Raw genomic sequence first — 11,998 nt, forward strand, 5'->3', positions numbered from 1 at the left:
GGTTGATCAAGAAGTTTTGGTCGGGATCGCGCTGGATCCCGACCAGAACTTCTTGGTCAACTGGGGAGTCACGGTGGGGTCAGGGAGTTTCGACGATCATGCCGGCGCCGACGGTGCGGTTGGTGGCCTCGTCGATGATGATGAACCCGCCGGTGGTGCGGTTACGGCGGTACTCGTCGGCCAGCAGCGGGATGGTGGTCCGCAGGCGGACCCGACCGATCTCGTTGAGCCGCAACTCGTTGGCCGACTCGTCGCGGTGCAGCGAGTTGATGTCGAGACGGTAGTGCAGGCCCCGCACGATGGCCCGCGCCGCGCGGGTCGTGTGCTTGATCGAGTACTTGCCGCCCACCTGCAACGGACGCGTCTCGTCCATCCAGCAGACCATCGCCTCGATGTCCTGCGCCACCGCCGGCGCGTTGTTCGGCCGGCAGATCATGTCACCACGCGAGATGTCGATCTCGTTCTCCAGGCGTACCGTCACCGACATCGGCGGGAACGCCTCCGCGACCGGCCCGTCGGCGGTCTCCACCGCGGCGATCCGGCTGGTGAAGCCCGAGGGCAGCACCATCACCTCGTCACCCGGCTTGAGCACCCCCGAGGCCACCTGGCCCGCGTAGCCCCGGTAGTCGGTCACGGTGGTCGACTGAGGACGGATCACGTACTGCACCGGGAAGCGGACATCGACCAGGTTACGGTCGCTGGCGATGTGCACCCGCTCCAGGTGATGCAGCAATGCCGGGCCTTCGTACCAGGGCATGTTCTCCGAACGGCTGACGATGTTGTCGCCCCGCAACGCGGAGATCGGCACCACCGTCAGGTCCGGCACGTCCAGCTTCGCGGCGAACGCGGTGAACTCGTCGGCGATCCGCTCGAATACCTCCTGCGAGAAGTCGACCAGATCCATCTTGTTGACGCAGAGCACCAGGTGCGGCACCCGCAACAGCGAGCAGAGGAAGGCGTGCCGGCGGGACTGCTCGACCAGACCCTTGCGGGCATCCACCAGGATCAGCGCCAGGTCGGCGGTGGAGGCTCCGGTGACCATGTTCCGGGTGTACTGGATGTGCCCGGGGGTGTCGGCGATGATGAACTTGCGCCGAGGCGTGGCGAAGTAGCGGTACGCCACGTCGATCGTGATGCCCTGCTCCCGCTCCGCCCGCAGTCCGTCGGTGAGCAGCGCCAGGTTGGTGTACTCGTCACCCCGGGCGGCGCTGACCGCCTCGACCGCCGCCAACTGGTCGGTGAACAGCGACTTCGTGTCGTAGAGCAGCCGACCGATCAGGGTCGACTTGCCGTCGTCCACACTCCCGGCCGTGGCGAAACGCAACAGATCCATCGGCCGGCCCTCGGCCACGGGAGCGGCGTCCAGAGTCTCGGTGCTCATCAGAAGTAGCCCTCCCGCTTGCGGTCCTCCATCGCGGCCTCGCTGACCCGGTCGTCACCCCGGGTCGCACCACGCTCGGTGATCCGGGTCGCGGCGACCTCCTCGATGACCTTCTCGACCGTGTCCGCGTCCGAGCGCACCGCCGCCGTGCAGGAGGCGTCGCCCACCGTGCGGTACCGCACCCGAGCCTTGAACCGCTCCTCACCGGCCCGCGCCGGCAGGAACTCGTTCACCGCGTAGAGCATCCCGTCGCGCTCGACCACCTCACGCTCGTGCGCGTAGTAGATCGACGGCAACTCGATCCGCTCGCGGGCGATGTAGTGCCACACGTCCAACTCCGTCCAGTTGGACAGCGGGAACACCCGGATCGACTCGCCCGGATGATGCCGGCCGTTGTAGAGCGCCCACAGCTCCGGCCGCTGGTTCTTCGGATCCCACTGGCCGAACTCGTCCCGGAAGCTGAACATCCGCTCCTTCGCCCGGGCCTTCTCCTCATCCCGCCGGGCCCCGCCGAAGAGCGCGTTGAACCGGTGCTTCTCCACCGCCTCCAGCAACACCGGCGTCTGGATCCGGTTACGCGTCCCGTCGGCGGACTCCCGGACCAGGCCACTGGCCAGAGCCTCCGGCACGCTGGCCACCACCAGTTGCAGGCCCAGCTCGGCCACCCGCCGATCGCGGTAGTCGAGCACCTCCGGGAAGTTGTGACCCGTGTCGACGTGCATCACCGGGAACGGAATGTGACCCGGCGCGAACGCCTTCTGCGCCAGCCGGAGCATGACGATCGAGTCCTTGCCACCGGAGAAGAGCAGCACCGGCCGCTCCAACTCGGCGACCACCTCGCGCATCACGAAGATGCTCTCCGCCTCCAGCGCGTCGAGATGGGTGACCTGGTACGCAGCGCTGGTCATGACACCGGCTCGATTCGCTCGGTCATCCGCTTTCCAGACCTTTCCGGTCGGGGATGTCAGGAAGTAGCGACAGGCTACCCGCAATGCCGATGCAACGCCGCAAGTAACCGGCTGGCGAGATCCTTACGGCACACCAACAGGTCCGGCAGGCGCGGATCCGCCTCGTTGTATTTCAGCGCAGAACCATCGATCCGGGAAGCGTGCAGTCCGGTGGCCGTCGCCACAGCAACCGGCGCCGCCGAATCCCACTCGTACTGCCCGCCGGCATGGATGTACGCATCCACCTCACCGGTCACCACCGCCGCGATCTTCGCCCCGGCCGAGCCCATCGGCACCAACTGCGCCCCGACCTCCTCCGCGAGATCGGTCAGGAACACCGGCGGCCGACTGCGGCTCGCCGCCAGCCGCAACCGCCCCGCACCGCCCGCCGTCGCCGCCTCCGGCGTCATCGGTGGATAGGCCGGCGGCAGATCCGTACCCAGCACCCGATGTTGCGCCGGCAGCCCGACCGCACCGGCGACCAGACCATGCGAGGTGGTCGCGTTACGCGCCCAGAGCGCCACGTGCACCGCCCAGTCCGCGCGCCCCTCCTCGCTGAACTCCCGCGTACCGTCCAACGGGTCGATGATCCAGACCCGGTCGGCGGTCAACCGCGAAACGGCACCGGTGTTCACCTCGGCCGCCCACGCCAGCCGGGAGCCCTCGTCCTCCTCGGAGAGCACCGCGTCACCCGGGCGCCACCTCGCCAACTCGGTACGGATCAGGTCATGCGAGACCTTGTCTCCCGCCGACTTCAACGCACCGGCATCGGCGAACCCCATCTCCGCCCGCAGGCCCAGCAGCGCCTGCCCGGCACGATCCGCCAGCCACCGCGCGAACGCCCCGTCGATCATCGGTGGACCGCTCATGCTTCCGCTCCCGTCGCCACGATCCGCGTACGCCGAGCGGCCGGCCCCGCCCCGACCGCCGAACCCGCACACTACCGGGCCACCGGCGAACCCGACCGCCGCAGTCCGCCCCCGGCACGTGTGTCGGAACCTCCGTGGTGGCGAGGCCGAGGTCGAACGGGCACCTTGGCACCCGCGCTAGACCCCGTGATAGAGGTTCTGAGTCGGCTCCACACCCCGACTGACCACGGATTCCACCACGTCCGCGGCGCGATCCACCAGAAAGTCCAACTCCTTGCGTTCCGCCGTGCCGAAATCCGACAGCACGTAGTCCGCCGGATCCTGCCGTCCCGGCGGTCGACCGATCCCGAACCGCACCCGCACGTAATCCTTCGTGCCCAACGACTTCGACATCGACCGCAGGCCGTTGTGCCCGCCCTCACCACCGCCGCACTTGACCCGCACCTGGCCGTAGCCGATGTCCAGCTCGTCGTGCACCGCGATCACCCGACCCGGCGGCACCTTGTAGAACTGCGCCAGGCTGGCCACCGGCCCGCCAGACAGATTCATGTAGGTCAGCGGCTTGGCCAGCACCAGCTTCGGCCCGCCCAACCCCAGCCGCCCCTCCGCGACCTCCGCCACCGCCCGCCGATGCCGGCCGAACTTCCCAGCCAGCCGACCAGCCAGCAGGTCGGCGACCATGAACCCGACGTTGTGCCGGTTGCCCGCGTACTCCCGACCCGGGTTACCCAGGCCGACCACCAGCCACGGCCCGGTCTCGTCCGTCACCGCCCGCCCCTCCCGCTCACACCGGCGGCCAACCACCGCCCACGCCGCCGATCATCCGATACGCCGACAGGCGCCCCCGAAGAACCCGGTGACGCCTGCCGCAGAACTGAGAGACTGTCAGAGCGTGTTTGAGGAGGCTCGCCCGTCGCGAGCCGAGTCCCAGGCGGCGTCCGGCAAGGCGGAGGTTCGCCCGGATACCGGTGTTGTATCCGGGCGAACCGACAACGCCGCCGGTCGTCGGCTGGGGCCGGCGCAGCAGGGCACGGCCTTCTCAAACACGCTCTCAGGCCTCGGTACGAGCCTCGGTGCCCGCCTCGCCCTCGGCGGACGGCGCCTCGGCAGCGCCCTCGGTGACCTCGCCGACCTCGGCCTCGGCCTCCTCGGTGGCCTCCTCGACCTCGGGCAGCGTCGACTCAAGCTGCTCGGCGGTCGGCGCGGCGGTGATCGAGGCGATCAGCAGCTCCGGATCGGCGGCCAGTTCCACACCCGCCGGCAGCGTCACGTCAGCGGCGGTGATCTGGGAACCCGGCTCGGCACCCTCGATCGAAGCCTCCAGGTGATCCGGCACCCTGGTCGCGTCGGCGCTCACCGAGAGGGTGTCGTGGTCGTGCACGATCAGCGTGTCACGCGCAGCCTCACCCGTGAGCTGGACCGGGACGTCCACGGTGACCTTCTCGCCGCGACGCACCAGCAGCAGGTCGACGTGCTCGAAGGTGTCCTTGATCGGGTCCCGCTGGATCGCCTTCGGCAGCGCCAGCGCCTGCGTACCGTCGCTGATGTCCAGCGCGAGGAGCTGGTTGGCACCACCGTTACGAATGGCCGCCGCGAACTCGCGGGCCGGCAACGCGATGTGCTTGGGCTTCTCGCCATGGCCGTACAGCACGGCGGGCACCATGCCGGCCCGGCGGGTACGACGGGCACCACCCTTGCCGAACTCGGTGCGGGGCTCGGCGCTGATCTTTACCTCGGACACGGGGAAACTCCTGATGCTTCGCTGCGGCAGCTTGTCGTCTGGCGGTGCTGGGCGGGGGGCTCGCAGGGGCTCATGCGTCAGCAGACTGCCCGGAGCACCGCGTCGATCACGGTGCCTCCGTGCGGCGCTTCTCAGCAGCCCGCAGGGCACCCTCGCCGTGGCAACCGCACCAGTCTACCCGAGCGGTTTCCCGGGTTTCCGGCAGTCCCCGGTACCCGCCGGGGCACCCCGCCCAGCCGACTCAGTCGTGAACCGCGCTCAGCTCAGCCCACCGAAGAGCGTGGTCACCGAGCCGTCGTCGAAGACCTCGCGGATCGCCCGGGCCAGCAGCGGCGCGATCGACAGCACGGTGAGCTTGTCGAGCTGCTTCTCCGGCGGCAGCGGGAGCGTGTTGGTCACCACGACCTCGCTGATCGGGCTGTTCTTCAACCGCTCCGTCGCCGGGTCGGACAGCAGCGCGTGGGTGGACGCCACGATCACGTCCGCCGCCCCCGACTCCTTCAGGATGTCCGCCGCCCGGCAGATCGTGCCGCCCGTGTCGATCATGTCGTCGACGATCAGGCAGACCCGATCCTCGACCTCACCGACCACCCGGTTCGCCACCACCTGGTTCGGCTTCATCGGGTCCCGGGTCTTGTGGATGAACGCCAGCGGGCAACCACCCAGCCGGTCCGTCCACCGCTCGGCCACCCGCACCCGGCCCGAGTCCGGCGCGACCACCGTCATCGGCCGGCCCGCGTACTTGCGCTCCACGTACTCGGCCAGGATGTCCATCGCGAAGAGATGGTCCACCGGGCCGTCGAAGAAGCCCTGGATCTGCGCGGTGTGCAGGTCCACGGTGAGGATCCGGTTCGCCCCGGCGGTCTTCAGCAGGTCGGCGACCAAGCGCGCCGAGATCGGCTCCCGGCCGCGGTGCTTCTTGTCCTGGCGGGAGTACGGATAGAACGGCAGGACGACCGTGATCCGCTTGGCCGAACCACGCTTCAGCGCGTCCACCATGATCAGGGTCTCCATGACCCACGTGTTCACCCCGTGCGTGACCGACTGCACCACGAAGGCGTCCGAACCACGTACCGAGTCCTTGAACCGTACGAAGATCTCGCCGTTGGCGAACTCGTACGCGTCGGCCGGCGTCGGCGCGACGCCGAGCACCTCACCGATCTCCTTGGCCAACTCCGGAAAACCACGTCCGGAGAAGAGCATCAGGCTCTTGCGGTTTTCGGCGACGATGCTGCCCATGGGCCCGTCTGCTCCCGTATTCGGTCGGCGGTACCCGGCCTGCGGTGGTGGTCGGCCGGGGACTATTCGGTTGCAGTATCTCCCGGCCCGGGCGTACCGCCCACCGACTCGGCGGTGCCGTGGATTGCCTCACCTTCGCTTGCGGAGGACGTCGCGGCCGGAGCACCCTGCCCACCCCGAAGGGCACGCTCGGCCGCCTCGGCGGAAGCCGTGCCCGCGCGCTTGCGCGCCACCCAACCCTCGACGCTGCGCTGCGGCGCCCGGGTCAGCCCCAACGCCCCCGGCGGCACGTCCTTGCTGATCGCGCTACCCGCCGCCACGTACGCCCCGGCACCCACCTCGACCGGTGCGATCAGGCTCGTGTCGCAGCCCACGAACGCCGCCTCGCCGACCACGGTGCGGTGCTTGTTCACCCCGTCGTAGTTCACGAAGATCGTCGCCGCGCCGATGTTCGCCCTCGCCCCGATCGTCGCGTCACCCACGTACGACAGGTGCGGCACCTTGGCGCCGGCACCAAGCTCGGAGTTCTTCACCTCGACGAAGGTGCCGACCTTCGACCGCTCCGCCAGCCGGGCGTCCGGCCGCAGGTACGCGTACGGCCCGACGCTGGCGCCCGGCCCTACCTCGGCACCGACCGCGTGGCTGCGCAGCACCGTCGCGCCGGGCCCCACCACCGTGTCGATCAACGTCACGTCCGGTCCGACCACCGCGCCGCTGCCGACCACCGAACCGCCACGTAGCTGGGTGTTCTGATCCACCACCGCGTCGCGGTCCAGGGCCACCGTCACGTCGATCCAGGTGGTTTCGGGGTCGAGCAGACTGACGCCGGCCCGCATCCACCGCTCGTTGATTCGGTCACGCAGCAGCCGGCGCAACGCCGCCAACTCCACCCGATCGTTACAACCGAGCGTCTCGGTGTGGTCGGCCGCCAGGTGCACCCCCACCGGCTCGCCGGCGGAGACCAGCATCTTGAAGACGTCGGTGAGGTACTCCTCGCCCTGGTCGTTGTCGGTCGACAGCTTGCCGAGCACGTCCCGCAGCCGGGCTGCGTCGAACGCGTAGATCCCGGCGTTGATCTCCCGGACAGCCAGCTGCGCGGGATTGGCGTCACGCTGCTCGACGATCTGCTCCAACCGGCCCGCCGCGTCCCGCACGATGCGTCCGAGCCCGGTCGGGTCCGGCACCTCCGCCGCGAGCACGGTCGCCGCGGCGCCCTCGCTCTCGTGGGCCGCCACCAGCGCACCGACCGTCTCGGGTCGCAGCAACGGCACATCACCGTTGAGCACCACCACCGTGCCGGTGACCTCCGGGGCGGCCTCCAGCGCGATCCGCACCGCGTGCCCGGTGCCGAGCTGTTCCGCCTGGTGCACCGCGGTGGCCTCGGGGGCGATCCCGGCGAGGTGGGCGCGGACCTGGTCGGCGCCGTGCCCGACCACCACCAGGGTGCGCGCCGCAGCCAGCGGGTCGGCCGCGTTGAGCACGTGGCCGACCAGCGTCCGACCGAGCAGCGGATGCAGGACCTTGGGCAACGAGGACTTCATCCGCTTGCCCTCACCGGCGGCGAGTACGACGACGGTACGGGTGTGGGGCTCGGGCACGACGTGGCTCCCGTCGGAACGCGGACAGTCTCGCGGCCATGCTAACCAGACAATCCGGCCCGTTCGGCAGGGGCACGAGGATCGGCAGCTGAGGGTGCTTGCTGGGGTGCCTGGATTCGAACCAGGAGCTCAAGGCTCCAAAGGCCTGCGGGTTGCCGTTACCCCACACCCCATAGAAATGTCAAGCCGACAGGCCGCATCAAACCGCCGAAGTGTGTTCAGCCGCGGACCGGAACAGCTCGGCGATCATACCCTCTATTCGCCAGTAGAGCTCGCGGCTACGCGGCACATTGATCACCAGACAGCCCTTGTACTCGTCACCGGCGTTTCGCCGGACGGTCGAGGGTCTGTGCTTCTTCAGGGTCGCCCGGCGAAAGCGCTCGCGTGGCACTCCGAGCTCGGCCGCCCACCACTCGGCCGCCACCTCCGGATCAGCGGTCTCGTGGATGCTCACCCGGTAGGTCGGCACAGCGCGGTCGACGCCGCAGACTTCGAGAAAACGCAGGAAGAGAGCGTGCAGGCCCGGATCGCTGTTGACGAACTGAAGATGGTCATCGCGACGCCACGGCTTCGACTTGGTGCCCTCGCACCAGTAGATCGCCGCACCGAGGATGAGCAGATCACGCTCGTCGAGTTGACCAACCACCCGCCCGGCCACCGCGCGCGCCTGCCTCTGGGCTTCGTCCCGCGCCCGACGGTGATCCGCCCACCGCGCCTCGGCAATCGTCTTCGAGTGGGCACGTCGGCGCTGGCGTTCCTCCTCCGGGTCGCGTTCGAGCGGGATATGCCGGACCCAGAGGTAAGCCGTCGACCGGCTCACCCCGAGCTGCCGCGCGATCTCCGGCACGGGACGGCCCGACGAGCGCAGCGCCACCGCCTCCGCGCGCAGGTCGTCCTTTGCCCTGGGGCGTCGGACCCGGTCCGGCGCGGGGGTGCCCCGCAGCATCTCGTAGATCCGGTTACGGCCGAGTCCGGTGCGGGCCCGGATCTCCTGGACCGACAGCTGCTCCTCGGTACGCAGTCGGCGTACTTCGGTGGCGTCGAAACCAGTCATGTGGTGCAGGTTAGGACGAGCGTACGACACATCAGGAATCCATTCATGTCGCTGTCTGATGTGATCTTCCGGGCCCTTAAGTTACGGTGACGTAGGCGTAGATTGCGAACCGATCGTCCCCTGCGAGGTGCCATGTCCGCCGCCGTTCTCGACCCGCAACCGACCAACCCGAAGCCCCTCACCCAGGGCACCCAGTCACGCGGCATCCTGATCGCATTGTGGTCCTTCGTGGTGATCCCGTTCGCGGCGCTGATCGCCGCCGTGCCGGTGGCCTGGGGTGGCTGGCTCAGCTGGGTCGACGTGGGCGTCGCCGCCTTCTGGTACGTGCTGTCTGGCCTGGGCATCACGGTCGGCTATCACCGCTACTTCACCCACGGCTCGTTCAAGGCGAAACGGTGGCTGCGCATCGCGATGGCCGCCTCGGGCTCACTAGCCGTGCAGGGCGAGATCATCCAGTGGGTGGCCGATCACCGGCGCCACCACGCCTTCTCCGACCTGGAGGGGGATCCGCACTCGCCGTGGCGCTTCGGCGCGACGCTGCGCGGCCTGGTCAAGGGGTTGTTCCACGCGCACATCGGCTGGCTGTTCGGCCGGGAGCTGTCCAACCGGGAGCGTTTCGCACCGGACCTGCTGGCCGACCGGGACATCCGGCGGATGGACCGGTTCTTCCCGGTGCTGGTGATCGTGTCGGTGCTCGGGCCGGCGTTGATGGGTGGGTTGTTGACGTGGTCCTGGCAGGGCGCGTTGACCGCGCTGTTCTGGGCCGGTCTGGTCCGCATCTCGTTGCTGCACCACGTCACCTGGTCGATCAACTCGGTGTGCCACGTGTACGGGGAGCGCCCGTTCATGATGCGCCACGGCGACCGGGCGGCGAACTTCTGGCCCCTCGCGCTGCTCTCTTTCGGGGAGAGCTGGCACAACCTGCACCATGCCGATCCGACGAGCGCCCGGCACGGTGTCCTGCGGGGGCAGATCGACATCTCGGCCCGGGTGATCTGGCTGTTCGAGAAGGTCGGGGCGGCGTGGGACGTGCGCTGGCCGAAGCCGGAACGGATCGCGGCGAAGCTGGCCAAGCCGGCGACCCAGCGGTAACCGGGCGACCAACCCGCAAGTTACCTGGCAGTATGTTCGGGTGACCGGGCGGAAGACAGGCAGCATCCCACGACAGGGCGTCACTGAGCGCCAGCGAGGTGACGAGATGGCCGAGACTCCCCACGTGGAGGGCGGCAAACGGCGGCGGTCGGTGCCCGCCCCAGCGACCAAGCCGACGTCCCGGGTACGCATGTCCGCCGCTCAGCGTCGCGAGCAGTTGATCTCGATTGGTCGGCAGATCTTCGCCGAGCGTGGTTTCGACGCCACCTCCATCGAGGAGGTGGCGTCGCGGGCGAAGGTTTCCAAGCCGGTGGTCTACGAGCACTTCGGCGGCAAGGAGGGGCTCTACGCGGTGGTGGTGGACCGGGAGGTCCGGTCCCTGCTGGACCGGATCACCACGGCACTGACCGCAGGTCATCCGCGGGAGTTGCTGGAACAGGCCGCGCTGGCCCTGCTCGGCTACATCGAGGAGGAAACCAGTGGGTTCCGGGTGCTGGTACGGGAGTCGCCGGTGCTCTCGGCGACCGGCAACTTCAGCAGCGTGATGAACGACGTGGCACACCAGGTGGAGCACATTCTCGGCGCGGAGTTCTCCAGTCGCGGTTACGACCCGAAGCTGGCCGAGTTGTACGCGCAGGCATTGGTGGGGATGGTCGCGTTGACCGGCCGATGGTGGCTGGAGGTGCGTAAGCCGCGCAAGGAGACGGTCGCCGCGCACCTGGTCAATCTTTCCTGGAACGGGTTGTCGCATCTGGAGGCCAAGCCGGGTCTGATCACGGCAGGCGGACGTTGACCGGCCGGCGTACCGGTCAGCGGCGGTGGATCTCGGCGACGGGGTGGTTCCGGCGGTTCCGCTCGGCCTCGGCGTCCTCGTGCGGGCCGATCTTGTCGTAGAGGCCGGTGCCGAGCAGGATCAGCCCGAAGAGCATCGAGACGATCACCGTCGACATGGAGAAGTTCAGGAAGTTGGCGTCGGTCTGGAGCACCGACATCATCAGGATGCTGGTGACCAGGAAGACAGCTCCGGCGGTGAGATTCATGTAGTGGCCGAGGTTGGTTCGCCGGGACGCACCGATGATGAGCACGATCCCGAAGGCGATGGAGGCCAGTGAGAAGGCCAGGTTGGTGCGCAGGCCCAGAGCCCAGTTGCCGTTCCGGCCGAATAGCGGGTCGCCCCAGGTGAGCGCGGTCCCCCAGACACCGAAGATCAGGATGTAGAGCCCGACCAGACCGGACAGCGCCCGGTAGAACGGCCGCGCCGGATGGTTGACCGGAAAGTGCGGCATCGACTCCTCCACGCAAAGCGGAACAACAACGACATTGTCCCCCAATCACGCGGTTCGCGTCCCCCGAACACCACCTCAACAGCAGCAACCCGCCGCGGGGCTGGCCGAGGTACAACCAGCCCCTCAAAATCCCCCGCCCGGCCGGGCGCTCCGGACGGATGCGCAACCCCGACAGGTTTCGCCGGAGCCCGACCCGCGCAGGGATCAAGCCTGACCGCCCGGAGCGGGTCGGGCTAGGGAGAACCCAACCGAGACAAACCCGGTCGGGCTCCGGCGAAAACCCCAACCGGAACCAGAAGCAAAACCTCAGAGCACGAGCCGAGCCTTCTGCCACGCCTCGTGCTCCTCGTCGCTACCGACCTTGCCGTACATGCCGGCCATCAGCAGCACCAGGCTGAGCACCATCTGGACGATCACCGTGGCGACGCTGAGGTTGAAGATGTTGGCCTCGGTCCGGATGAAGGCGAGGCCCGCCAGGCTCACCACCATGATCAGGTACGCCGACCACTGGTTGACCAGCACGTCGAGGTTGCGCCCGATCGCGGTGCCGGCCAGCACGATCGCGCCGACCACGATGTTGAACAGGGAGAAGCCGAGGTTCGTGCCCTGCCCCAGGATCTGGGTGTCGCCCTGGCTGAAGAAGGGCTCGCCGGTGCTGGTCAGGAGGCCGATCACACCGAAGGCCACCAGGTACAGACCGATCAGCCCGCCGATCGCCCGGTAGATCGGCCGCGCGGGGTGGTTGACGGGGGTGTGGGCCATGTCTGTGTCTCCAACGCCGTTGGGTGAGG

12 protein-coding genes and 1 tRNA gene are annotated in these 11,998 nt (G+C 68.7%); 2 read left to right on the plus strand and 11 right to left on the minus strand.

Going from position 1 to position 11,998, the window contains the following annotated elements; all coding sequences use genetic code 11:
- Nucleotides 1-79: 79 nt before the first annotated feature.
- The 9 genes from cysN to KBX50_RS15245 all read right to left on the minus strand — a co-directional run bounded on the left by cysN (nt 80) and on the right by KBX50_RS15245 (nt 8,829).
- Nucleotides 80-1,381, minus strand: coding sequence for a sulfate adenylyltransferase subunit CysN (gene cysN / locus KBX50_RS15205; RefSeq protein ID WP_210937688.1), 1,302 nt, complete (start codon nt 1,379-1,381; stop codon nt 80-82).
- On the minus strand, nt 1,381-2,289 hold the full coding sequence (gene cysD, locus KBX50_RS15210; protein WP_093408204.1) for a sulfate adenylyltransferase subunit CysD: 909 nt from the start codon (nt 2,287-2,289) through the stop codon (nt 1,381-1,383). The genes cysN and cysD overlap by 1 nt, the downstream gene beginning before the upstream one ends.
- 74 nt (nt 2,290-2,363) lie before the next feature.
- On the minus strand, nt 2,364-3,197 hold the full coding sequence (locus KBX50_RS15215) for an inositol monophosphatase family protein (protein ID WP_210937689.1): 834 nt from the start codon (nt 3,195-3,197) through the stop codon (nt 2,364-2,366).
- Nucleotides 3,198-3,374: 177 nt separating this feature from the next.
- On the minus strand, nt 3,375-3,965 hold the full coding sequence (pth, locus tag KBX50_RS15220; protein WP_093408210.1) for an aminoacyl-tRNA hydrolase: 591 nt from the start codon (nt 3,963-3,965) through the stop codon (nt 3,375-3,377).
- A gap of 283 nt (nt 3,966-4,248) precedes the next feature.
- Complete coding sequence (locus KBX50_RS15225; protein WP_210937690.1) at nt 4,249-4,938, minus strand: 50S ribosomal protein L25/general stress protein Ctc; 690 nt, start codon at nt 4,936-4,938, stop codon at nt 4,249-4,251.
- Between the two features lie 258 nt (nt 4,939-5,196).
- Nucleotides 5,197-6,177 (minus strand): ribose-phosphate diphosphokinase, encoded by a 981-nt coding sequence (locus tag KBX50_RS15230; protein WP_093408215.1) that lies wholly within the window; start codon nt 6,175-6,177, stop codon nt 5,197-5,199.
- Between the two features lie 62 nt (nt 6,178-6,239).
- Nucleotides 6,240-7,775: a bifunctional UDP-N-acetylglucosamine diphosphorylase/glucosamine-1-phosphate N-acetyltransferase GlmU gene (gene glmU / locus KBX50_RS15235; protein ID WP_210937691.1), complete on the minus strand. Its 1,536-nt coding sequence runs from the start codon at nt 7,773-7,775 to the stop codon at nt 6,240-6,242.
- A gap of 101 nt (nt 7,776-7,876) precedes the next feature.
- Nucleotides 7,877-7,948 (minus strand) — tRNA-Gln (locus KBX50_RS15240).
- A 26-nt stretch (nt 7,949-7,974) separates the two neighbouring features.
- Nucleotides 7,975-8,829 carry a helix-turn-helix domain-containing protein gene (locus KBX50_RS15245; protein ID WP_210937692.1) on the minus strand — a complete coding sequence of 285 codons (855 nt, stop codon included), beginning with the start codon at nt 8,827-8,829 and terminating at the stop codon, nt 7,975-7,977.
- Between the two features lie 132 nt (nt 8,830-8,961).
- Here KBX50_RS15245 and KBX50_RS15250 point away from each other — a divergent pair, with 132 nt between their 5' ends.
- Both KBX50_RS15250 and KBX50_RS15255 read left to right on the plus strand, forming a co-directional pair.
- Nucleotides 8,962-9,921, plus strand: a complete 960-nt coding sequence (locus KBX50_RS15250; protein WP_210937693.1) for an acyl-CoA desaturase — start codon at nt 8,962-8,964, stop codon at nt 9,919-9,921.
- A gap of 106 nt (nt 9,922-10,027) precedes the next feature.
- Nucleotides 10,028-10,714 carry a TetR/AcrR family transcriptional regulator gene (locus tag KBX50_RS15255; protein ID WP_210937694.1) on the plus strand — a complete coding sequence of 229 codons (687 nt, stop codon included), beginning with the start codon at nt 10,028-10,030 and terminating at the stop codon, nt 10,712-10,714.
- Nucleotides 10,715-10,730: 16 nt separating this feature from the next.
- On the opposite strand, the gene KBX50_RS15260 is transcribed toward KBX50_RS15255, so the two are convergent.
- Both KBX50_RS15260 and KBX50_RS15265 read right to left on the minus strand, forming a co-directional pair.
- Nucleotides 10,731-11,207, minus strand: a complete 477-nt coding sequence (locus KBX50_RS15260) for a DUF4383 domain-containing protein (RefSeq protein ID WP_093408571.1) — start codon at nt 11,205-11,207, stop codon at nt 10,731-10,733.
- A 306-nt stretch (nt 11,208-11,513) separates the two neighbouring features.
- Entirely contained in the window at nt 11,514-11,969 is a 456-nt protein-coding gene (locus KBX50_RS15265) for a DUF4383 domain-containing protein (protein ID WP_093408227.1), read from the minus strand.
- Nucleotides 11,970-11,998: the final 29 nt, after the last annotated feature.

It is taken from the genome of Micromonospora sp. C51 (assembly GCF_018070435.1).
Lineage (GTDB): Bacteria > Actinomycetota > Actinomycetes > Mycobacteriales > Micromonosporaceae > Micromonospora > Micromonospora sediminimaris.